Source organism: Ktedonobacter sp. SOSP1-85, from assembly GCF_016587415.1.
Taxonomy (GTDB): Bacteria; Chloroflexota; Ktedonobacteria; order Ktedonobacterales; family Ktedonobacteraceae; genus Ktedonobacter.
Genome location: NZ_BNJI01000001.1, coordinates 5,366,497 through 5,389,996, shown reverse-complemented (window position 1 = coordinate 5,389,996; position 23,500 = coordinate 5,366,497). Strand labels below are relative to the sequence as shown.

18 protein-coding genes and 1 pseudogene are annotated in these 23,500 nt (G+C 54.1%); 11 read left to right on the top strand and 8 right to left on the bottom strand.

Going from position 1 to position 23,500, the window contains the following annotated elements:
• The first annotated feature begins 111 nt into the window (after positions 1 to 111).
• The 3 genes and pseudogenes from KTE_RS22425 (at position 112) to KTE_RS22415 (ending at position 2,416) form a co-directional block, all read left to right on the top strand.
• Positions 112 to 657, top strand: a complete 546-nt coding sequence (locus KTE_RS22425) for a DUF1349 domain-containing protein (RefSeq protein WP_201384834.1) — start codon at positions 112 to 114, stop codon at positions 655 to 657.
• Between the two features lie 64 nt (positions 658 to 721).
• Positions 722 to 898: pseudogene (locus tag KTE_RS22420) on the top strand (hypothetical protein); the annotation flags it as partial.
• Positions 899 to 1,108: 210 nt separating this feature from the next.
• Positions 1,109 to 2,416, top strand: coding sequence for a GNAT family N-acetyltransferase (locus KTE_RS22415; RefSeq protein ID WP_201384830.1), 1,308 nt, complete (start codon positions 1,109 to 1,111; stop codon positions 2,414 to 2,416).
• A gap of 188 nt (positions 2,417 to 2,604) precedes the next feature.
• Here the strand turns inward: KTE_RS22415 and KTE_RS22410 are convergent, their stop codons facing one another.
• Positions 2,605 to 3,126, bottom strand: a complete 522-nt coding sequence (locus KTE_RS22410) for a hypothetical protein (RefSeq protein WP_201384828.1) — start codon at positions 3,124 to 3,126, stop codon at positions 2,605 to 2,607.
• 502 nt (positions 3,127 to 3,628) lie between these two features.
• Between KTE_RS22410 and KTE_RS22405 the strand changes: the two genes are divergently transcribed.
• The 5 genes from KTE_RS22405 to KTE_RS22385 all read left to right on the top strand — a co-directional run bounded on the left by KTE_RS22405 (position 3,629) and on the right by KTE_RS22385 (position 10,239).
• Positions 3,629 to 4,852: a WD40 repeat domain-containing protein gene (locus tag KTE_RS22405; protein WP_201384826.1), complete on the top strand. Its 1,224-nt coding sequence runs from the start codon at positions 3,629 to 3,631 to the stop codon at positions 4,850 to 4,852.
• Between the two features lie 137 nt (positions 4,853 to 4,989).
• The gene (locus KTE_RS22400) at positions 4,990 to 5,664 is read left to right on the top strand and encodes a hypothetical protein (protein WP_201384824.1); all 675 of its coding nucleotides are present in this window, start codon (positions 4,990 to 4,992) and stop codon (positions 5,662 to 5,664) included.
• Positions 5,665 to 5,772: 108 nt separating this feature from the next.
• Positions 5,773 to 6,921, top strand: a complete 1,149-nt coding sequence (locus KTE_RS22395; RefSeq protein ID WP_201384822.1) for an RNA-guided endonuclease TnpB family protein — start codon at positions 5,773 to 5,775, stop codon at positions 6,919 to 6,921.
• Positions 6,922 to 7,095: 174 nt separating this feature from the next.
• The gene (locus KTE_RS22390; RefSeq protein WP_201384820.1) at positions 7,096 to 8,358 is read left to right on the top strand and encodes a D-arabinono-1,4-lactone oxidase; all 1,263 of its coding nucleotides are present in this window, start codon (positions 7,096 to 7,098) and stop codon (positions 8,356 to 8,358) included.
• A 66-nt stretch (positions 8,359 to 8,424) separates the two neighbouring features.
• On the top strand, positions 8,425 to 10,239 hold the full coding sequence (locus KTE_RS22385; RefSeq protein ID WP_236600518.1) for a glycoside hydrolase family 36 protein: 1,815 nt from the start codon (positions 8,425 to 8,427) through the stop codon (positions 10,237 to 10,239).
• A gap of 287 nt (positions 10,240 to 10,526) precedes the next feature.
• Here the strand turns inward: KTE_RS22385 and KTE_RS22380 are convergent, their stop codons facing one another.
• Both KTE_RS22380 and KTE_RS48930 read right to left on the bottom strand, forming a co-directional pair.
• Complete coding sequence (locus KTE_RS22380; protein ID WP_201384818.1) at positions 10,527 to 12,446, bottom strand: glycoside hydrolase family 30 beta sandwich domain-containing protein; 1,920 nt, start codon at positions 12,444 to 12,446, stop codon at positions 10,527 to 10,529.
• Between the two features lie 546 nt (positions 12,447 to 12,992).
• Positions 12,993 to 13,124, bottom strand: coding sequence for a hypothetical protein (locus tag KTE_RS48930; RefSeq protein WP_255552925.1), 132 nt, complete (start codon positions 13,122 to 13,124; stop codon positions 12,993 to 12,995).
• 446 nt (positions 13,125 to 13,570) lie between these two features.
• On the opposite strand from KTE_RS48930, the gene KTE_RS22375 reads away from it, so the two are divergent.
• On the top strand, positions 13,571 to 15,643 hold the full coding sequence (locus tag KTE_RS22375) for a glycosyl hydrolase family 28-related protein (RefSeq protein WP_201384816.1): 2,073 nt from the start codon (positions 13,571 to 13,573) through the stop codon (positions 15,641 to 15,643).
• Positions 15,644 to 15,890: 247 nt separating this feature from the next.
• Here KTE_RS22375 and KTE_RS22370 read toward each other — a convergent pair whose 3' ends face one another.
• Both KTE_RS22370 and KTE_RS22365 read right to left on the bottom strand, forming a co-directional pair.
• Entirely contained in the window at positions 15,891 to 16,832 is a 942-nt protein-coding gene (locus KTE_RS22370; protein WP_201384814.1) for a helix-turn-helix transcriptional regulator, read from the bottom strand.
• Between the two features lie 278 nt (positions 16,833 to 17,110).
• Positions 17,111 to 19,021, bottom strand: a complete 1,911-nt coding sequence (locus tag KTE_RS22365; protein ID WP_201384812.1) for a glycoside hydrolase family 6 protein — start codon at positions 19,019 to 19,021, stop codon at positions 17,111 to 17,113.
• A 401-nt stretch (positions 19,022 to 19,422) separates the two neighbouring features.
• On the opposite strand from KTE_RS22365, the gene KTE_RS22360 reads away from it, so the two are divergent.
• Positions 19,423 to 20,019 (top strand): hypothetical protein, encoded by a 597-nt coding sequence (locus KTE_RS22360; RefSeq protein ID WP_201384810.1) that lies wholly within the window; start codon positions 19,423 to 19,425, stop codon positions 20,017 to 20,019.
• A gap of 199 nt (positions 20,020 to 20,218) precedes the next feature.
• Here the strand turns inward: KTE_RS22360 and KTE_RS22355 are convergent, their stop codons facing one another.
• Together KTE_RS22355 and KTE_RS22350 are read right to left on the bottom strand one after the other, a co-directional pair.
• Positions 20,219 to 20,791 carry a peroxiredoxin gene (locus KTE_RS22355; protein WP_201384808.1) on the bottom strand — a complete coding sequence of 191 codons (573 nt, stop codon included), beginning with the start codon at positions 20,789 to 20,791 and terminating at the stop codon, positions 20,219 to 20,221.
• 239 nt (positions 20,792 to 21,030) lie between these two features.
• On the bottom strand, positions 21,031 to 21,471 hold the full coding sequence (locus KTE_RS22350; RefSeq protein ID WP_201384806.1) for a hypothetical protein: 441 nt from the start codon (positions 21,469 to 21,471) through the stop codon (positions 21,031 to 21,033).
• A 145-nt stretch (positions 21,472 to 21,616) separates the two neighbouring features.
• Between KTE_RS22350 and KTE_RS22345 the strand changes: the two genes are divergently transcribed.
• The gene (locus KTE_RS22345; RefSeq protein ID WP_201384804.1) at positions 21,617 to 23,149 is read left to right on the top strand and encodes a zinc ribbon domain-containing protein; all 1,533 of its coding nucleotides are present in this window, start codon (positions 21,617 to 21,619) and stop codon (positions 23,147 to 23,149) included.
• A gap of 59 nt (positions 23,150 to 23,208) precedes the next feature.
• Here the strand turns inward: KTE_RS22345 and KTE_RS47660 are convergent, their stop codons facing one another.
• Positions 23,209 to 23,460: a hypothetical protein gene (locus tag KTE_RS47660; protein WP_236600682.1), complete on the bottom strand. Its 252-nt coding sequence runs from the start codon at positions 23,458 to 23,460 to the stop codon at positions 23,209 to 23,211.
• Positions 23,461 to 23,500 lie beyond the last annotated feature (40 nt).

The window sequence follows — 23,500 nt, the reverse complement described above, 5'->3', positions numbered from 1 at the left end:
GATCATCCTTTTTTTCAGGCAGAAGAATTGTCTGAGGGGGAATGCTCTGGCTATGATAAAATACCGTAGCTACTTCTTTTATATTATTGATAGAACAAGGAAGAATACGTCATGCATTGGTACAACGAGCCTCCCACGTGGACGATCCAGGACAACAAGGTAATCGTCCACACAGGGCCTAAAACGGACTTCTGGCGTCTGACTGCCGGGGGCTATATCCAGGATAGCGGGCATTTTTACTTTGAGCGACGGAAAGGAGACTTCCGGGCCGAGGCCAAATTCAGCGGGGAGTACCAGACCCTCTACGACCAGGCGGGACTGATGGTACGCTTAAATGAGACTACCTGGATGAAGTGTGGCATTGAGTTCATTGAGGAGAAACAGCATGTCAGTGCCGTGGTGACGCGAGATACTTCAGATTGGTCAATGGTTGCCCTTTCCTCCAATCCTTCAGCACTCTGGCTTCGTGTAACCAGGGCCGGGAACACAATTGAAGTCCATTATGCTCTGGATGGAAGCCACTATCAAATGCTTCGGCAGTTCTCTCTCCCGCAGGAGGAGATGTTGGATGTGGGGCTGATGTGCGCCTCCCCTGAGGGCACTGGCTTTGTAGTGACCTTTGAGGATTTCTCCATTCAACCAGAGCAGCATCCATAACTCTTGAGTGTGAGGAAAGAAAAAAGCGACGAAGACAAGGGCCGTCTCTCCTTGTACTGAGAACAGCGCTCGCTCGCAAATGGTAGAAGCGCTGCTCCAGCACCTGAGTCATGGAACGATCGAGGCGTTCAGCGCAGGAAGTGCTCCAGCAGCGCAGGTCCATCCGCTGGCGGTACAGGTTCTGGAATGCAGGAGTGCTCTTCTCGTTGGCCCATTGATTGGAGAGGCTGGAGAGGCGTGATGTCAGATCCGCGAAGCTGAGAGCCTCTGGCCCGGTGACATCAACTGGTCCAATGGTTGTCAGCTTGCCTATGAGTGCACCGGTAGCTGCACGTGCACAATCCTCGCGGGAGATCCAGCTGTGTTTGGCATTACCTTGTTCTGCGCAGGCACATGGAATAGAGTAGGTGAAAGAAGAAAAGAAACAGGCATAAACGAGAAAGAAGAGAGCATGGATCAGAGAGACCGTCAAGAACTCTTTCTAGATGAGGGCCCAACCTTTGAGCAACAGTGGCAGGCATTGAGTTTGAATAACCAGGGCTGGTTTGCCCGCTGTGCGCAAGCCAGGGCGAAAGAAGTGGTTTCTGAAAAAGGCATCATGTGGACGAGCGGGCACCTGGCTATTTCTTCTGTCAATCCTCTCCAGATTGACGACCAGCTAGACCGTGCGCTGGAGTGGTATCGCGCTCAACGTCCCATGGGGGGGGCGATCTGCTGGTATCTCACTGCGATTCCTCCAGGCGACCTTGCCGCGCGCTTGCTCGCTCGTGGGTTTGAACCAAACTGGCAACCGCACTGGATGTGGTGCAACCTTCGTGATCTCTCAGGCCAGCATGTCCATTCTTCCGCCTTTGACATTCAGGCTGTCGAGGACGAACCAGCCTGCCAGGTAGATGATCTTTCTTTCTACCCTGCAGAGAAGAGAGAAGCTCGCGCTGCCCTACATCAGATGTATCCACACCATGTGCGCAGCCTGGTCGCTTTCCAGAAGAATCAGATAGTGGGGCGGTGTATGCTCAATATCACGACCGGCGAATGGGGGATAGGGGGACTATTTGCGATGGAGGTGGGGCTTTCGGCTCGCAACCAGGGGATCGGGACCGCGCTGGCGTGGGAGGCATGCGACCTTGCACGGCAGATGGGATGCCATCATGTTGTGCTCAATGCAACGCCCATGGGAGAGCCGGTGTACCGACGCGTCGGCTTTCAGTCCATGGGATACGGTCCAAGCTGGCATCTGCGCACGCAGACGCTAGCGGCTCCCCCACCAACAAAGGATCAGGTACTCTTTCTGGAAGCGATCGGACGAGGTGAGGTCATGGCCCTCGACGAGAGAGGCAAACGTGTTGAAGACAGGTTCTTCCACGATTCCCTGCCCAATGGGCTGACGCCCCTGGATATAGCAGTTCACTGCCAGCAACCCGCCTCGGTGGACTGGCTCGTCAGCCACGGAGTGCCTCTTGATCTTCTCTCCGCATGGGATATAGGATGGAAACAGCAGGTTCACCGGTTGCTGATCGAGTATCCAGAACTGGTCAACGTCCAGCGTGGAGAAAGGCAACTTACCCCCCTTCATATCGCGGCCGAACGGGGCGATCTTGAACTCGCGAAAGTTCTGCTCACCGTTCCCAATGATCTTGACCTCAAGGATAGTGAATTTGAGGCAACAGCATTAGGATGGGCACAGCATTTTCAGCGTGCGGAAATAATCATACGCATTGAGCAGCACCGCATGAGCCAAAGGAAACTGGATCACTAAAGAGATTTTCTGGAATATTCAGTTCGGAAGTATCACGCTCACGAGCATCTCGCCAGGTGGCGAGATGCTCGTGAGCTACGATAGGCAGGATATAGCAGTCACGACACCTTGACGGTTCCTCTTGGTGTGCTCATCAATCCAGGCGCCTGTTTGCTGATTCATTGAACTCAGCCGCATTGTAAGTGGCTCTATAGCTCCAAATGGTAGTCATTGTAGTTCCGGGGATTGACCTGGACGGTCACGTACTCACCCTCACGCACGACCGGACGCGAGTTCTTATCCTGCTTGAAGCGATAGCGCGAGCCCGTTCGCGGATCGAGCCACTCGGCATGTACGGTATAAACGGTATAGCTATTGCCGGGCGAGCCCGCATTGTTCACGTAGCGGTGCTTGATTGCACTGACAAGCGCGGAGATGCGCATGCCTCCCTTTGAGAGACGGTCGCGCTTAAAGGCATAGCTCACGCTCTGGATGAAGACGATCAGCCCGATGAGTATCCCGCAGCCTACACCGATGAGTGTGCCAGCGCTGGCAAGACCGGGTGTTTGCAGGACCGTTGACATATCCGATGGATCGATTGAAGAGAGTGAAGTTCCGTGCGCAAAGAGCACTTCATACAAGACCGTTCCAATAATACCGCATACGAGAACGCCCACGACAGTCGCGAAAGCGCCCGCAATTACGGCTCCAATTAACCGGATAAGAAGCATGCTAGCCTCCCCGCCCTCAAGGCATCTATTAAACTTGTATATAGCCTGGTATCATTATCTGAACGCGGAGAGCTGTGAGTTTCAGCGGTTGGCTTATACCCGAACTACAGGCGCGACCTGAGATGTAAAACGCAGCCTGCCGATACAACAATGCCCCACTGCCAACCACAACCCCTCGCAGTCAAGAAACCTGTCAGGATCTTAGGGAGATACGCATAGAAATATACATATGGTCTTCGTCCTGGTAATTTTACCGGGTAGGTCCCATTTTTCGCCTCATCGTGAAACAAAACCTGGCTCCAAATACCGGTTATATTACAGATGCGTAAAGGCTGTTTCCCCCTGTATACTCTCCCCATACGCAAGAGCTACGGCTTCTACAACCTACGATTGGCAGTGTATAAAGAACCCGTTGAGAAGGTACAGCATGCAATTACAAGTTTGATTGCGAAAAGAAGAGGCTTTGTTGCCGGTAAGAACAACATTATGAAAGGACAGCTGTATGTATCAAGCAGCCAGGCGTATCTGTTCTGCATGTGGAACAGCCCTCGCCACGCATGAAGCATTTTGTCATAATTGCGGAAAACCCTATAGTGAGCATTATAACGCGGCATATGCTCCGCCCCCTCTCCCTATGGGAGGCCAGCAGCCATATGACAATCACCAAAATGTTCAGGCGCCACAGCGTCGGTCTCTATGGTTTATTGGAAGCATCAGCGCGTTTGTCTTGCTGGCTCTTCTTGGAGGAAGTTTTTTTTTCCTGATCTTGCCCCGTCTCCAGTCGCACGCTGGCAACGGTGTCCAGAACTCTTCCACTCTGACCCCGACTATTGTACCCCTCCATATCAATCCCTATAGCTACACAGGACATTCATCAGTGGTCTGGCAGGTTGCCTGGTCCCCTGATGGGAAACGAATCGTCTCCGCAGGCGGACTTGGCGACGATTCGGCGCAGGTTTGGGATGCCGTGACTGGCAAAAAACAGATGACCTATGCCAGTTATACCGTCATGAATGCGATTGCCTGGTCGCCCGATGGGAAATATATCGCCGCTGGCGGAAATAGCAATGATGTGGATGTCATTCAAGTTGTTGGCAAGCAGAAAATCGCTACCTATAAAGGGCATCAGGATGTCATCCTCTCCCTTGCCTGGTCGCCTGACGGAAAATATATTGCTTCTGCCAGTTATGACAAAACCGTGCAGATCTGGAACGCCATGACTGGCGCTCATGTGCTTACCTATCAGGGACATAGTGATACAGTGAGTAGTATCGCCTGGTCGCCCGATGGAAAGAAGCTGGCTTCCGGGAGCTTTGATGGCACCATCCAGATCTGGAATGCCACAAGTGGTAAAGCGATCCTCACCTATAAGGGGCATACCGACAAGATTTACGCGGTTGCCTGGTCGCCTGATGGCAAACGCATTGTTTCGGGCAGCGTTGATGAGACCGCTCAGATTTGGGATACCAGCACTGGCCAGATGGTGTTTACCTACCGGGGACACCACGCGAGCGTGAGCAGCGTCGCCTGGTCGCCTGATGGCAAGCACATTGCCACTGCCAGCTACGACAAGACAGTGCAAGTCTGGGACGCGACCACTGGGGGTAATGTATTCACGTATAGCGGCCATCATGATTATGTTTACTCCATTACCTGGTCCCCTGACGGTCAGTATATCGCTTCTGCCAGCGCCGATCACACCGTGCAGGTCTGGCTGGTTCGCTAATGGAGGTACCGTAGCAGAGGCTGTAAAGCATTTTCTGTAATATGTAGGGGCGTCGCACCCGCATAACCTCTGATTTTTAATACATTGCTTTTGAGCGTTTCGCGTATGCAATGCAGATCTAACCCTAGGAGAAAATCATGATAAAAAAGCATCTTCTATGGCGAGCGCGCCACCTGAGCTTGAGTTTGCTTGCTATGATCGCCGCCTGTTGTCTGTTCTTTGCTTCCTCGTTACCAGCGCAGGCGGATACCGTCCACGTCAGCGATCCAGTAGAAGTACTCAATGTCCAGCAAGTGATATATGAGGGATCAAAGCTCGCCTACCCACTCGACGTCTATACTACCAGCACGTTCAGCGGAACGGCGTCTGACTTTGTGCAACGCACGGTCAGCGCTCATCTGACCAGCAAACGGTTGATCGTGATTGCCATTGACGCCGCGCATCACTACTTCACGGTAGTTGGTGGTTCCCAAGTTCCGTTGTCAAAGTCGCAATATACCGCTGCTGGGCAGGCTTTCAAAAACGCGGCTGTCGGCAATCATTTCACTTCAGCGACGCTTGCGGCCATTCAATCTCTGGAAACCTCTCTGCAAAGCCGCTCTAGTGCAAGTTCTGGTAATGGGGGAATGCTCCTAATGCTCTTGGGTGGGATCGCAGTTCTCGTCGCTCTTGGGTCCATCATTGGTTTCATCAGGCGACTCCTCGGATTGGGTGGACGCCTTGCAGTCACTCAACCTCCATCGGGAGGTCAGCAGATACGCTACGGAGATGGGCGCGATAATCTTGGCGGTGGCGTGGCAGGGGATTTTTAACCACCAGGATTGCGGCAAGGGTGCCCTCGGCTTGAGCCGTAGGGAGGAATTGCCGCAGATACCACATGCGAAATTGACACTACTGTTGTTTAGTGGTAAAATGGGTGTATGCAGATACAACGAACCGTTCCCATCGTCATAGAGCCTGACAGCGACCTTGAGCACACCATTGATGTGTTTCGGGAGGTGCAACATGCCCTCTCTGAACCGTGTTTCAATGGTGGGAAACCTCTTGGTGCTCTCGCGTTGCAACGGGCGTGTTACCATCAGGTGAAAGGTTCGCTCTCGGCACAAATGACGATCTCTGCTATTCGTCTTGTCTCCGCTGCCTATGCCAGCGCCAAATCCAACAAGAAACCTGCACAACGCCCCTTTCTCTTCAAGAAGGCTCGTGCGTTGTTCCTGGTCGGCAAGCGTGGGCGTGACGCTGACTTTCGCAAAGATGGCACCCTTTCTCTCTGGACGGTAGCAGGACGGAAACACCTCACGTATACGCTCCCTCAAGACTTTGAGACGACCTTTATGAAAGCCATTGAGATTGATAGCCTCACCGTTATCAAGCGCCATGGCAAGCTCATTGGGCGTGTGACGCTTACCCTTGACGCCCCAGAGCCTCAAGGGATTCTCCCAGTAGGCATTGACCTCAATGAAACCAATGCCCTTGTCGCCGTTGACCCCGATGGGCGCACCCTCTTTGTGAGTGGGAAAGACGTCAAAGTCAAGAATCGACGTACCGCCAAGACCCGCGCTCGCCTCCAGCGCAAACATGCGATCCGTAAGGCAGAGAAGAAGGATACACGCAGTATTCGGCGTCTTCTCAAACGGTTAGGTCGCACCCAACGCAATCGTACCCGCACCTTTGCCCAACAAACAGCCAGGCAACTGATCACCTTTGCCCCTGAGAATGCCGTGCTTGTCTTTGAGGACTTGCATCTGCCCAAACCAGAGAAGGGCACGCTCAAAGGCAAGGCACTTCGACGTCGAATGTCGCTGTGGCAACGGCACCTCATTCGTACCTGTGTGGAGAACAAAGCCCAGGAATGTGGGCTGAGTGTGACTCAGGTGAATCCTGCCTACACGAGTAAGAATTGTTCTCGCTGTGGTTTGCGTGGGGTGCGCAAACGTCATGCCTTCTCCTGCCCTCACTGTGGTCACAGGGACCATGCTGATGTGAATGCGGCGGTAAACATTCGCAACCGCTATACTGCCTTTCGGGGTAGTGGGCTGCTGTCAATCAGCCCTGAAGCCCAGTCCTAGGATGTGGGCAAGCCCCTGCATTTATGCATGGGGTTATTGACTTATAATCCAACGCCAGACACTACCCAATTTCTCGTGGTACAATGCGGAAGACACGAGGTGTTGTTTCCCCAAAGAAGCCCGTTCTCCTCCTCGTCAGGCTTGGAGGTCGGGAATGTAGGAAGAAGGAAGGCAATGACTGAGATATCTGTGCCGGAAAGAAACTGGGCTGGCACCTACACGTACCAGGCACAGAAGCTGCACCGACCGCGGACGATTGAACAAGTGCAGCAGATCGTCGCCAAGGCGGCCAACGTGCATGTGTTGGGCTCGCGGCACTCGTTCAACGGCATCGCCGACGCATCGGAGCTGATCTCGCTCGAGGATCTGCCTGCTGATGTGCTCGTCGAGCATGAAGCACATACGGTCTCCTTAGGCGGGGGGATGACATACGGCAATCTGATCAAGACATTGAACGACGAGGGAGTGGCCTTGCACACCCTTGCCTCGCTTCCCCACATCTCCGTCGCTGGTGCCGTAGCGACGGCGGCGCATGGCTCAGGCGTCACCTGTGGCAACCTCGCGACTGCGGTCGCCGGGCTGGAGATGGTGACCTCCAGCGGTGAGATCATCAAGGCATCCAGAGGCGATCCCGACTTCGACGGCCTGGTGGTCGGACTTGGCGCGCTTGGCGTGGTCACCCGAATCACCCTGGATGTGCAGCCGGCCTACGAGATGAAACAGCAGGTGTATGAGGGGCTCAGTTGGAAGGCACTCTTCGACCACTTCGATGAGATTACCTCGTGCGGCTACAGCGTCAGCATCTTTACCCGCTGGGGCCAGACGAACGATCAGGTCTGGGTCAAGAGCCGGATGGATGAACCCGACCAGGTGGAGGGTGACCTCTTCGGCGCGATTGCCGCAACGGTTGATCGGCATCCGATCGTTGGACTCGATCCGACCCCTTGTACACCGCAGTTGGGGCGGCCTGGTCTCTGGTCCAACCGCTTACCGCATTTCCGCATGGGCTACACGCCCAGCAGCGGCCAGGAAATCCAGTCGGAGTATCTCATCCCCCGGCGGCACGCCTTCGCGGCTATAGAAACTCTACGCGCCCTCGCAGACAGGATCCAACCACTCCTACAGGTGAGCGAGATTCGCCGGGTGGCCGCGGATCGGCTGTGGATGAGTATGAACTACGAGGAAGACTGCGTTGGCATCCACTTCACTTGGAAGCGCGAGCCAGACGCAGTCCAGGAGATGGTCATCCAGATCGAGGACGCTCTGACCCCGTTCGAGGCGCGCCCGCATTGGGGCAAGTTCTTCTATGCGAATGCAGCGGCAATTGCTCCGCTCTATCAACGCCATTCCGACTTTGTCCGTTTGGTGGAGCGGCTCGACCCGCGCGGCGCGTTTCGCAACGCATGGCTCAAGGCCCACGTGCTTGGCGGCAACTGAGAGCTCCCCGCGCTAAAACCTGACACTTATACACAAGTTGTGGCGTACTGAAAAGAAAGCAGAACAATGGAGATCTCAACAATGCCAGCATTGCGCATGGACGCCCACCATTTCCGCGTCGAGGATGTCGGAGAACACTTTACAGCATCCCTGACCACCACTACTCTCACGAATGGTGTGCACCTCATTCATTTACACCTTCTATCAAACTCCCAGACCGCGAACTACCTGCCACAAGTCAAACTGCGCTGGGAACTCCCCATCCACGATATTTATACCCACTGGCACCCTGCAAGCGACCGCAATAAAACACTGTTGCCCGATTGGATACGCGGCTATAAAGCAAAGGTGACTTCACAGATGCCGGTCAGTTCTCTCCTGAACGCTCAAAATGAGAATCGCCTGACCTTTGCATTCTCTGATGCGCTGGAAACAGTTGAAGTACGCGTTGGTGTGAACGAGGAAACGGGCATGCTCCACTGTGCCCTCCATCTCTTCCAAGAATCTTCTCCTTTCCTAGCCAGTTATGAGGCGACGCTACGCTTCGATACTCGGGCAATCCCTTACTATGAGGCGCTCGCGGATGTCCAGCACTGGTGGGCAACACAACCCGACTATACCCCCCAACCCGTCCCCGAACAGGCTCGCTTACCGATGTACTCTACATGGTATAGTATTCATCAGGCCCTGACTCCGGAAAATGTTGAAGAGCAGTGCCGCATCTCTAAAACGCTTGGCTGCGAGTCAGTGATTGTGGATGATGGCTGGCAAACGACGGATAATGCTCGTGGCTATGCCTATTGTGGCGACTGGCAGGTGGCGCTCGAAAAAATGCCAGATATGCGTGCCCATGTTGACCGCGTACACAAGCTAGGTATGAAATATATTCTCTGGTACTCGGTCCCTTTTATTGGGATGTATAGCCAGGCCTGGGAACGCTTTAAAGATCGCTTACTCTACACAATGCCCGGTCTGATGAGTACGGGGGTTGTCGATCCACGCTACCCCGAAGTGCGCGAATATTTGATCCAGCTTTACGAACAGGCGGTTCGCGAATGGGACCTCGATGGCTTCAAATTGGACTTTGTGGATAGCTTCCGCCCCTCCGACAATGAACCTGCTTCCTTACAACCAGGTCAGGATGAACTCTCGGTAAACAAAGCTGTCGATCGCTTGCTTACCGATATCACGACACGCCTGCGCGCCCTCAAGCCAGATATCTTGATCGAGTTCCGCCAATCCTATGTTGGCCCTCTGATGCGTAAATATGGCAATATGTTTCGCGCCGGTGACTGCCCTTATGAGTTTGTGACGAACCGTGTACGCACTCTGGATATTCGCTTACTCTGCGGCTCGACGGCTGCTCACTCCGATATGCTGATGTGGCATAAAGATGAAACTCCTGAGATGGTCGCCTTACAGTTCATCAATATTCTTTTCTCGGTACCTCAAATCTCGATCTTGCTCGATCAGCTGCCTGAGTCACACCGCAACATTGTGCGCTTCTGGCTCTCGTTCTGGCGTGAACATCGCGGTGTGCTTCTAGATGGCAGGTTGATGCCCCTCAATCCCGAATCTTCTTACCCTGTTGTACTCGCCTCTACTCCTACGAAACAGGTGATCGCGGCCTACCTGGATACTGTCCTTAAACCTATCGGCGAGGTTCCTGCCCACCTGCTTATTGTCAATGGCACCCTTGAACAACGACTCATTCTTGAACTATCCACTGATACAGGTGAGCGCGCAGTGAAAACCTTTGACTGCCAGGGTCATCTCGTACGTTCCGAAACGTTACATCTCACTGCCGGGATCCATCGTCTCGCTATCCCACCCGCTGGTGTTATCTCCTTACACTTACGAGACCAATCAGGCTTATCATAACAATTCACGTATCCAGCGCATAACAAGGCAATAAAGATTGCCGTTTTTGCATGAAATAATACTTTTACGCCACTCATCTGAATAGTTACAAGAAAAAGGACATCTTCCCAAGCTTGGGACCAGTTAGGCAAAAGCAGCACAGCGCGACACGCCCAGTATCGCTCATGCAAGGATCTGGCAGAAGTGTTCTGCCAGATCCTTTTTGTGCTACCAAAAGAGCGGGTCTCTGAGAGTCGTCTCTAGCAACAACATACATCGCACCTACTCAATCGCACAACCTTGCTTTACTACGACACCTGTCCCCACGTGAATTGCTCCCAGCCCTGTACCTGGGTCACATTTGCATCCAGAGGCGTATTGCTTTGGTCAGTTCGGGCGCTCACATAATTGTTATTGGCCACGGCTTGCAAGGCGACCGTCCCATTGCTCTGTGGAAGCCACATGAACTCTTCCCAGGCCTGTACCTGCGTAGCAATTGCCTCCAGCGGCGAATTGGTTTGATCTTTGCGGGCACTCACATAGTTGTTATTCGCGTGCGCCCTCAAAGCGATGAGTCCATTGCCAGCATCAATCACATCAAACTCTTCCCAGGCCTGCACCTGGGTCACGTTTGCATCCAGGGGCGTATTGCTTTGGTCAGTTCGGGCGCTCACATAGTTGTTATTGTTCGTTGTTTTGAGCCAGATGGTATGGCCCACCGGAGCTCCAGAACCACCACCCGTTTGTGTTCCACTCCATTTAAAGGTTACAGCCGCACCTGCTGGCAGCGTATAGGCAAACGATTCCCCGCCCCACTGCACATTGAAGGTCTGGCTGCTGGATGCGGAATTATAGGCAACCAGTACTTTGGTTCCATCGGGATTCTTGAAGGCGACATTCTGAATGCCATTGCTGCCAGCGCTGGAATCAATATGGTAGGCACCAGGGGTGACGAACTTGCTGGCCTGCCCCAGACCGTAGTAATCTCCGTTATACGTGACGTTGCCATTGTTCTGATCCACGCTGACAACGCCGCGACAGGTGGAGCAGGCCGCACCTGTACCGAGGTTCGGCTGGCCATTGGGATCGAGCACCATGCCCCAGCGGACAACCGACTTGCCCCAATTGCGCACAACGCCGATCAGCAGTGACATCGTGTTGGGGAAACCATTGCTATTTTCCCATGATCCACCAGAACATTCGGTTTCCCAGGTATCTTTGTTGGGGAACGAGTTATGTACCGACGTCTGCGCATCGACGGTACCACCATAACAGTGCCAGGCGGTACCAGCGGTATAGGGGTTGGAGGTTGAGTCACTCAGAATAGTGGTAGGATAACCTGGTTGATCCCAGTTGTGATCGTAGCCCAGGATTTTCGTTGTAATGCCGTTACTGGCAAAGGCCGGCCCCAGGTTAGTTTTGATAAAGTTGGTCTCATCGCTCGCCGGAAAAGACATCCCAGGATAGCCATTGGGCACATAGAGAGGCTCATTTTGCGGTGTAATGGCATAGATGGGCAGTCCCTGTGCCTGATATGCCTGAATGTACTTGACGAAGTAGTTGGCATAGGCACTATAGGCGCTCGTGTTGAGTGTGCCACCCTCCATCGAGCCAGTCGACTTCATCCAGCCAGGAGGACTCCAGGGCGTACCCATAATCTTGAGAGCGGGGTTGATCTGCAACGCCTGTTGGAGCACTGGAATGATGTAGGCGGAATCGTGGGCAATGGAGAAGTGCGCCAGCGTCGGATCGGTCTGTCCACTGGGCATGTCATCATACGAATACTCACCCACGGCAGGAGCTGGCCGCGTGAGATCTGAAGCGCCTATAGGCTGGCGGAGGAAATTCAGACCAATGCCGCTACTGCTACTAAAGAGATTATTCATCAACGTAGAACGCTGGCTACTGCTCATCTTGTTGTAGACAAGCCACGCCGAGGAGTCTGTAAAAGAGGCTCCAAAGCCATCCATCTGTTGATAGGTCTGATTCTCGTTGACGGTGATCACATTTCCAGAAGTGTTGCTAGAGGAAAACGTGAGATTAGATTGTTGCGCAAGATGTGTGCTCAGATCGCCGGTGGTGAGCCACACGCTGACCGTTTCGCCAGCAGCATGCGCCTGATACGTACTCAAGAAGAGGGCAAAGACACTACTTACGATAACAATACAGATCACGGTAATATGAAGTACTTGTACAGGTACTTTGCGCATAAAGGTCGACCAGAACATATAATCCTCCTTGATACTTTTGTCGGTCGGACACAAACAAATGCAACAGGCTCCTTCCCCATAATGCGGGTTGGCTAAACATCATTAATCCATCGATAGCATGGGACCCCCCTTCTCCCCGATGAGGGTTGCATTAAGACACATTCAATCCTCCTAATGTATTTGTCTTTTCCAGGTATGTATAGCGCCTCTATCAGCATTCCTACACAATACTAGCGCTCTACAAAATATACCTACCCTCCTTCCCAAATGTCAATATGTCTAGACCTCTATACCAAGGTCCACCTACACTTCCCGTATAGTAGGATGGCACCCTCAGGGGCATTCTAAGGTGAGGGAGATTATATGCTTTTTAGGTAAACGTTCACCTAATTCGCTTTTCCAGATAGGGATGCAAAGTGATCTAAAATGCCAAGTAACCTGGCCTGATATTCGATTTTAGTCAGACATGACTGCTCAATCTTAGAAAACAGAAAGAGAAACGCCCTCGCTTTCTTGACAATGATGTTTTTCTATGTTACTTTTCTCTATAAGGAAGAGTAAACGTTACCCCTTTTTCTCTATGAATGAGAGCAGAACAATGACGAGCATTACAGTTGTCTCTTTGACTGAAAGATCTGCCAGGAGATAGCCGTTCTGCGTAATGGGAGCGTTTGCGATTCGTATGTCCTCTCCCATTTGAGCAATAACTCTTTCTCTGGCTCCTTTTATTCTTTTGTCGAGGTTTGACAAAGAAACTATCTGTGAGGAGGTCTTTTGAAGCTATGAAGCTGATGCCTTTGCGGCGTGCCAGAAGCCAGGGAACACTTTAAGCCACAGCATTTTATGCGAACTCACCACCCATATCACGGCTCGTTTTCTCCCTGTCCTTCTAGGCGTATAACTTACACGATCTATTTTTCGAGCATGTTCATGTTGAAGGGTGGTATTTGACATGCTTACGACATGACATAAGAACTACATTATTATTTGTCGCAATTCTAGGAATTGATTCAACCAACATACGTGCTCTTTTTTACAAAAGCGGCTTTGCAAAGCCCACATTTTTGGATGAAAGGAGGATCAATACCCAGCAGGATATACTTCCAGGGCCTTAATGGAATAAGCGGAAAGGAATATATTTTATGCAAGACATTGTGCGCACGAGGCGCAAAAAGAGGCTGGCGGGACTTGTTGCCTTGCTTATGCTGGTAAGCGCCGTCAGTCTGGTGGTACCTTTTCCCCACGCGGCTGTAAGAGCCGCGACTTCCCCGCGCGTGACCGTCGCCGCAATCGACCCGTCGCTCGTCGCAGGACGCGGCGCCCAGCTCGGTATCGTCCAGCAGGAGGCCGAGAACGCCACGACGAACGGGACGATACTCCCGTTCGACACGTCGGCTTACACGCTGTCGAGCGAGGCATCAGGCCGGCAAGCCGTGCGGCTCACGCCTGGCCAGTCCGTCGCGTTCACGCTCACGCAACGGACGAACGCGGTGACTATCCGCTACGCAATCCCCGACGCTCCGACCGGCGGCGGAATCAACGCCCCGTTGACCGTGAGCGTGGACCACAACGGCCATGAGAACACGCATCCGCATACGATCGCGCTGACCTCGAAGTACTCATGGCTCTACAACCTATATCCGTTCACGAACGACCCGAATGCGGACTTGCTACACCCGGACTGGTGGATCACCGAGTGCTCGTGCGTTCCGGCTTCTACGACACCGCCACCGACCATAACGAAACCGTTCAGGCCGATGCACTTCTACGACGAGCAGCGCCTGCCGCTCCATAACACCTACCAGGCGGGAGACGTCGTCCGCCTGACCATGCCTGCCGATTCGAATGCAGCGTGGACGGTCATCGACCTCGTCGACTTTCAGAAGATCGCCGATCCCACGCCGCAACCGAAGGGCTCCGTCTCTGTGACCAAATTCGGCGCCGACCCGAGCGGCATGCGCGACTCCGCGGATGCGTTCGATCGCGCGATTCAGGCGGCGAAAGCCTCAGGTAAGATGGTCTATATCCCGACCGGCACGTTCCAGGTGAACAGGCACATCATCGTCGATAATGTCACTGTCGAAGGCGCCGGCAGCTGGTGGTCGATCGTCAAAGGCCATCAGGTCACGCTCACCTCACCGGCGCCCGACGGCTCCATGCACACGGGCGTCGGTTTCTACGGCAAGTACGCAGCCGATGGCGGGAGCCACAATGTACACCTGTCGAACTTCGCAATAGAGGGCGACGTCCGAGAGCGAATCGACACCGATCAGGTGAACGGTATCGGCGGGGCGCTAAACGACTCGACGATCGATGGCCTCTACATCCATCACACGAAAGTTGGCATCTGGCTCGATGGGCCGATGAACAACGTAGAGGTCAAGAACACGGTCATCGCGGACCAGATCGCGGACGGCATCAACTTCCACCAGGGAGTGACAAACTCGAGAATCGTCAATTCGCTCATTCGCAATACGGGTGATGACGGACTCGCGATGTGGTCGCAAGCGGTTGACGGGCAGCCCGGAATCGAAGACACCAACAACGTGTTCGATCACAACACGGTGCAGAACCCGGTGCTCGCAAACGGAATCGCCATCTACGGCGGCCACAACAACACTGTGTCGAGTAACATCGTCGCCGACCCCGTGCGCGAGGGCAGCGGCCTCCACGCGGGATCGCGCTTCGGCTCGACCCCGTTCGCCGGCTACCTCCGGTTCACGAACAACACGACCGTGCGGGCCGGCTCGTTCGAGCTCAATTGGCAGATTGGCCTTGGAGCGATCTGGCTCTACGCACTCGAAGGCTCTCTCACGGCGGACATCGAGGTTACTGGTGACAACTTCCTGCAGAACACGTATAACGCGATCCTGATGGTTTCCGACTTCCCAGTGAAGGATCTCTACTCCATCTCGAACGTCCATTTCCAGGACATCCACGTTGATGGAACAGGCACATCAGTGCTGAGTGCGCGTTCCTCCGGAAACGCGACGTTCCAAAACGTCATCGCGCGCAACGTCGGGGCCGTCGGCATCAACAACTGCGGCTCCTTCCACTTCACGTCGGCGGGTTCAGAGTTCCAAGTGACCGACCTCGGCGGCAACACCGGAAGCGGGACCACCGGTCCCTGGCTCGCGCCGTGGGAGCTACCGAACACAATCACCTGCAACGATCGGCCGCCGGTCGTTCCCCCTCCGCCCCCCTCCGCCTGGTAAGCGGTCAGATCGCGAACTATGAGTCATCCCTGATTTTTCTGGCTACCCGCGTGGAGCAAGGAGCAAGACAACAGGGGTGAAACAAAACGGATCGGCTCGTTTCAGTGTTGAATAATCAAACCAACACCGAAACGAGCCGATCCGTTGTTATCGTTGCATCCTCCAGAGAGATGCCTCGGCGAGGACCGTAGTGGGTGAGCCATACCCTCGCGAGGCGTAGGACCCCTCCAAAGAAAGCCCACACGTTCTATCCCTGCCAGGTTACCATCGCGGTAGCGTTACCGACCGAGGAAGTAATTGTAAATGTCAGTTGGCCACGCTGGCCCGGCGTGCTACGGATATAGAGTGTCAACTGGCACGGTTGCCCTGGCTGACCTGTTCCCTGAAGCGGGGTAAACTGTACTGGGAGCGTCGCGGGGCCAGTTTTCCAGATCCAGGAAGATGCCCCCTGTCCGTTGGTATAGAACCAGAGTTTCACATCGCATCTGTAGCCAAGTGTTTCCAGACTACACTCCTGAGGAGTTAAATTCCTGGGATCGGCCTCGGCTTCGAGAGAGGAAGATGAGGGTATCACGGAGACAGAAGATATCGCAGGCGTAGGAGATGGGACAGGGGACGGTGTAGATGTCAAGAGTGGTATTGTACGGTTACTTGATCTATCAGGCACCCTTCCCTTGGTGCTTACGTTTTCCTGGGTGGGCAAAAAAGCATGAACGCCTGAGGATGAGGGTGAAACGAGGGGATACATCTCTTTGAAGGAAAAGCCCCCTAGAAAAAAGGCTGAGATAACAAGCAGGGCCAGCGCAATACCTAGCGTCCTATGATCCGGACGTATATGAACGATATACGTACAGGAAGGCACAACGGGCGGAACGGCCTCCTCCTCGCAAATTTCTTCTCTCGACCGCTCCCCATGTGCGTGCGGTGAGGACAGAATACCAGGCGGTTGGAGAGGTAGATCACTACATCCTTCCTCGCATAATCGACGCGAACTCTCCAGTAGCCCCAACTCCTCGGCATTCTGGTCGAAAAGTACGCAGAGTTTCTCGCGAAAATACGGAGTGGGCGAAAAGAGTCCACGTTCCCAGCGGCTCACAGTTGTTGCGTCTGTACCGATTTGTTCAGCAACCTTTGCCTGCGACCAACCTCGTAGTTCGCGCACCTGTTTCAAACGATGATTAGACGCCATAGATCCCTCCAATAGCCTCTTGCCGTAAACGTTTGATTGAGTAGCATCTTGCTCACAAAATCTTCTGCAATAAATTATCCCAATTTATTGTTTTCACCCATTTATTCCATTTCCCCCCTTACAACTCTTTATCATGAAACATCAGAGAAATCAACAAGAAAGGGGAAAGTGAATAGAAAGTGAATAGAAGGACGGCTCATTCATCTCCCATATGAATAATGGGGGGATGAATGAGCCGTTTGCTGGAATTTTCCAGCGCGAAAAGGGGTGGAGCCGATTTACGGGAAAGCTGGGTAGGCGTTGGAGACGAGCGTATCAAATCCCGCCTGGAACCAGGCTCCCGAGACCGGGGCGTTGGCCATGGCACCAGTAGGCATGTTGTTGTTGAGCGCGTCTCCGCCAAACGTCGGGTCACACATGCGATCAAAGCCCTTACCAGTCGGGTTGTTCGGGCCAGTCGGAATCAGCGAGCTGGAACCATCGGACTCACCGGGTGGTTTGATCCAGACATAGGCGTCAAAGCCTGCTGCTGGATTGGCGACTGGGCGAGCGCCGATGCCGCCGGGCTGGTTGCACCAGTTGCCCTTGGCGATGCGCTGGTCGATCCTGGTAGCATTGACAAATGTGTTCAAGTCGGTCGAGGTACTCGGGCCAGTCGGGCGCTTAGGACCACCCCAACCGTTACGCGACGTATCGATCAGCATGCCAATGGTGCTGGGGAAGCCAGCAGCGATAAAGGCATTGCGCATGTCAACGTCGTAACTCTGTTCGTCAATGTACGTGTTCCACTGGAAGAAGCTCGCCGAGCGCACTGGCTGACCACCAACCTGCTGGTTGGCAGTCATGTATGGCTCAACGGTTGGCGTGTAGTTGGCCGTGTTGCTAATAAAGCCATCGAGGCTGCTCAATCCCGCGGTCGTGCCTTTTGCCACACTGGTGGCCAGATTGACGAATGGCTGGAAGTTGCTATTCCAGCCGAGCCAGCCGGAGTGAGCGATGTCGAGGAAATTATACACGTTCGGGATCGCGTGTAGCTTGTTGAGCGCGTACTGAATCCCCTGCACATAGACGCCACTGGAGTTCGCGTCAGCACAATTCTGAATACTCAGGTTGGTGACCAGGTTCGGCAGGGAATCCGGCTCAATGATCGCCGAGACACGCAGGTTGGAGAACTGCGGCTGGCTCAAATCAGACGCGATCACATCAATGTAATTGTGCTCGTAGGTCTGCAGGCCATTGTTGGCGATCTGTAGTTCGCCGTTGGAGGCGAGGGCAGCACAGTCGCGGTCGGGCAGATCATAAACGACAATGGTCACTATGATCGGCTGGCTGCTGCTGGCCGCCTGTGTCTCCGCGGCTTTTAAGTAATCAAGCAGGCTAGAGGTGTAACCAGTTCCACCGGTGACTGCCGCCATGCTATCGAGCCAGATGGCCGTTGGATAATTGGCAACCGCTGCCTCCTTCGCGCCAAGCGTGCCACCTACAGAGGCCCCAGCGGCCTTCACTTCCGCAACGTAGTTGGGGTTAAGGAAACCCTGCGCCCCAGCATACGGATTTTGCACGTGACCACCACCCGTCACGGGAGTACCGGTCGGGGTTGGGGATGGCGTGCTGGTTGGCGTGCTAGTCGGTGTCGAGGTCGGCGTGCTGGTGGGTGTACTGGTTGGCGTGTTGGTGGGCGTATTTGTGGGCGTTGGTGTGGGAGTGCCACCGCCAGAACCAGTACAAACATTCCCATTAATAGAGAAACTGGTCGGCATGGGATTGCTCGTCGTCCACGAGCCATTGAAGCCAGGCTCTGAGCTGACTGTGCTACCGGCCGGGACAGAACCATTATACGACAGATTTGTAATCGAGACGTTCTGACCGGACTGCGTATAGTTACCATTCCAGACCTGTGTGACTTGCTGGCCGCTAGCAGGGAAGGCGAAAGTCAACGTCCAGTTGCTCCAACTGGAGCCGCTAGTATTCTGGATAGTGAAACTCGCCCCGAAGCCACCAGTCCACTGGTTGGTCACCGTGTAAGTTACCTGGCAATACGAGGCTGCGTGCGTGGGCGTCACCCACAGAAAAAGACTGCTCATGGCGATGAGCAGCATACAGGTAAGCAAACCCAGACTGCGAAGTGGCCTTTTGAACAGGGATCTTCGCAATCCGCTCTCAGAGAAATCGCGCTTAAATTCGCGCATTCTCCCCCTCCTTTGGGTAAAACTAAGGCAAACGCTCCTGGTTACCTCCTTTCTCAAGTGTCGCGTTTGCTGCATTGATACCTTCTCATCCTTGATTGGTATATGCCGCGATTCATCTCTACCAGGTGCCAGCTCCGGCATTGCTGGCATCATTCATGTGAGCGAGTACGGCTATAGACAAATGATAGAAGGCGGTGGGGAAACAAACCAGAACAGATAGAAGACACTTGATCAGCAGTGAGACAGCATGTCCTTTAGGAGCCTGCCTCTTATCTGTCGATTGGATGCTTCGTATGTGCCGTGGCTTTCCTGGAGAGAAACCGTATACTTTTCTTCTGTACCACTGTGAGCGGAACGGGATGAGTAGACACCATTAAGAGCAGGAGGAGCATCTTTCGCTTATGATTTTGTTCTGGAAACGGGCTACCCGATACACAACGCTGGCTTTGAGCATCTGGTTCCTGCTAACGGCGCTGGCGGCCTGCGGCGACACTACCACAAGTGATCCGCAGCCAAAGCCAACTCCAGTAGTGACGCTGCGAACGTACCAAGGAGCGGGCTTCACACTCAATTACCCATCAAACTGGGGTGTGCACGCTTCGGGCAACCAGGTGACGTTTGCCGATCCTCAGGGGAGAAATGTGCTGGCCATCTTTGCCGATCCCGATCGAGCAGGTGAGCCAGATGCCAGTGTGGTGGCCGATCAAGCCATGTCCCACTTCAAGGGCACGCTGCTGGCAAACGCACAGGACATATCCGCTCCCCAAACCTTCACCACGGGCAAAGTGACCTGGATTCAGCGGAGCGCAACGGGAAGCCTGGCGATTACCGATCCTGGCGTGCAAGGGAATCTTTTCCTTCTCGTGACAAACTTCCCTCCTCAGGCGAAAAATACCGTGACATATGAGGTCGAGTACTATGGGCCAACTGCAACATTTGGCCAGGCAAATGTGAGCTTTATGCAAATGTTGCAGTCGTTTACCTTTACAACGCGATGAACGCCACCCATAGTGTTCGTCAAGGATCGCGTGATACATGCCGCAGATCCATAGATACGGGTAACGACATGTTACGTGGTCACACGATACCTGGCACAAACTCTCTCCTCACGAATAAGGCCGCCTCTTGTGGATAAAGGGCATGCTAGCCGCTGGCGAGGCCAGCAACTGCATGCCCTTATCCACAAGAGTACTTAGATTACTGCCTGGCTGCCTTGTAGGGATAATGCAAGGTCTTGCCGCCCTCCCAGTTCTCGCGGAGACCGGGTTTGGCGAGATCCCAGTCGGGGCGTGTCTTCTGCATAATGGCGCGTAAGTCTTGACGCAGATCGTCAGGCGACGGACGTCCCCAGAACCAGTAACCATTGTAGATCTTGTAGATCACCAGCCCTGGCTCCAACACGATGGTATGTGGGATCATCGGATTATGGTGGGGATCGGTGTATTCCTGGATATCCAGGTCTTGCTGGACCTTGCGACCTGAGTCAGAGAGGAAGGTCCATTGCGCCCCCACCGCGCTACGAAACTCGTTTGACTCCAGAATATTGTCCGTCGAGATAGTCACGATCTGGGTATAAGCGACGGCTATTTTGGGATAGAACGCGGCCAGTTCTAGATGCTGCTGGTGGTCTTTGGGACAGTAGTGTCCACGTGAGAGAAGCAGGACCATCGGATCGATGCCCTGTAGCTCACTAAGCTTACGCCGGGTTCTGGTGTGATCGGTCAGTTCATAGTCGGGAAATTGCGCACCGGGAATAATATCTGCTCGCACGCTAGATCTCCTTTGTGTTATAGGTGGAATACTGGAAGGTCACATCTCTACTATAAGCTTGACTGCTTACTTCTCTATAACACGCGGAGTGAGAGGCTTCTTCCCCTGGATGCAATTGGCATTGAATGCTCTTTGCCATCGCATACCCTTGATCAAAGTTTCACATATGGAAACGATTTCGGCTGTGTTGCAAGAGAGTCAGCCGATGTGTCAAAGAGCGTCGCTGAGTACCAGACACCTCACTCCAGCGGCACATAATCAAACCAGTCGAAATCCGCTGGCGCGCTCGGACCCTGGTTATTGCTGGTAGCATACATGCCGAGGTAGACTCCGGTAAAGCTGCCGGCTACTTCGCTTCCAAGGTAGCGCGCCAGACCCCTGGCCAGGATACGCGTATCCTGGCCAGGTAGGGCATACGCGAAAGTATACATATCTGCGTCGGCCTGAATGGTCAATTCCAGTTCTTCTGTGTCGACCCGCTCGCAGGCAACGAGCGCGCTGAGATCGCCGATGCGCCGGCGCACAATTACCTGCACCTGGCCCTCCAGGCGGGTGAGCGCAACCTCATAGTGGTGCTGATCATTCATCAATACAGTCAGACCGGCTTCTTCACCGTCGCGGGGGGGAATAAAGCACAGATGGGATCTGACTAGATAGGGCTTTAGCCCGCCGCAAGCCACGGTTCTTTCGACCGTGGCGAGGCGTGTTATTAGGCTTTAGCCCTTGTACAATAGAGTACTATATAGAACGTATGTTTGACAATTTTACATCAGTCTGGTATTCTCGAAGAGAGATACCATATATTTTTGTGAGAGGAGGTACTATATGGCAAAAGCCACGAAAACCATCAGGCAGGCGTTACACTATCCACCGCAGTATGCTGCCTACTTCGCGGCAAACCAGGTCCTCTTCAATCGCGTCGTGGCCTTTTATTTTGAAGTCATCCAGGCACACGAAGGTCTTCTTGCCCTCAACAAGAAGGAGGCCCTCACGGCCCTGGAGAAACTCACGCATACAACGGAGTCCAACCCCAATCCGATCATGCCACTCACCGATCTCGCGCCAGATATCCCTGCGATGTTCCGACGCGCTGCTATCAATGCCGCGCTCGGCTCGGCTCGCTCCTTCTTCTCCTCTCTCAAAAAATGGCGATCACGGAAGCAGAAACACGAAGCCAAACAAACGAAGAAGGGCAAGAGTCGGCCGTTCAGGGTGCGACCACCAGTCCCGCCCCGATCATGGAAGAAGTCAGCTCCCTTCTACGCAAGCCTTTGGCGCGAGCGTTGTACCCGTTCTATCATGCTCAAAGTCTGGACCGGCTCATGCTGGTCCTGGCTCAAAATACACACGCTGGGTCGCGATCTCCCTGATGGTGATCTGATGGGCAGTCCGCAACTCGTCCGCAAGGGAGATCGCTGGTGGTTGCATACCCCTATCGAAAAGACATTCGAGGCGCCCGCAAAAGTCAGAGAGCAACTCACCGCCGCCGATACACGTCTCTGCGCGGTGGATCTCAATCTTGATCATCACGTAGCCGTGTGCAGCGTCCAGACCGTTGACGGCACCATCCTGGCTACTTCCTTCATTGGGAATGGCACAGCGGTATCGGGCTGTAGGAAGAAACTGCTTGGACGTATTGCACACAACCGATCTCAGACTGGCATCATTGCCGAGAACGAACAGGACAATGCCGACCTCTGGGCCAAAATCAGGCACGTGGACGAACAGATCGCGCACCTGGTGAGCGCTCGCATTGTCCAGTTCGCCACCAAGCACGAGGCGAGTATTCTCGTCTTCGAGCATCTAGGCAACCTGCGACCAGAGCAGGGCACGTATTCGCGTCGGGGTAATACGAAACGGGCCTACTGGATGAAGGGCCGCATTTTCCGCTACTCAAAGTACAAGGCGTGGAATGGAGGCGGTATCATCACGGCCCGTGTGAATCCGCGCAATACAAGCCGGGAATGCCATCGCTGTCATGGCTTGGTCGTGCGCTACAACCAGGGACAACCCCAGGAGGGCTATACTCCCGGCGCCGCCCTCTGCTTCTGCCCACAGTGCCAGATGCGCGATCATGCCGACAGAAATGCCAGCCTGAGAGTCGGACAGCGCTTGATCGAGCGTACGCAAGCACCTTTGAAGGAAAAGCCACATGCTCTGACGCGACGTGCGAAGAGGGAGCCGAAAGGCTCAGGTGTTGGGATCTCCCAGGATGCCAAACGCCAGTTGGGACCATCTCTCCCTGCGGCAAGGCGTGGAGATCATGCCAACGGGCATGGCACCGCCCAGAGAGGAAGGCGCCGGATGGGCGCGCCTCTCCCAGATATTGCGTCCCAACTACGGATTCACTTTGAGTAGTGGCTACGCCACATATCCCACGAATCCGACTACGGCACAGTGTCAGAAGCTGCTCGGCTTTAGCCGACGCGGAGTGTCACTAGACAGGCAAAGTGCTCCTGGCACCGGCCCACGAAGGCCGGAGAGGCCAGATCATTGAGGGTGAGCGCTGAGCCATACAGGCGCAGCCAACCAGGACGCGTGCTGAGAGACCAGCTCGCGGCATCGGGGTTGCGCAAGAAGTTCCAGCAGAAACGCAGACCGGGTTCGTCAAAATCATCGCGCGCATCTTCTTTTGGCCAGGCATAGGATGGCAGTGTCTCGGCCTGCATGGTGAGAGCGAGCATTTTATCCGAGGAAACCTGGAGCCAG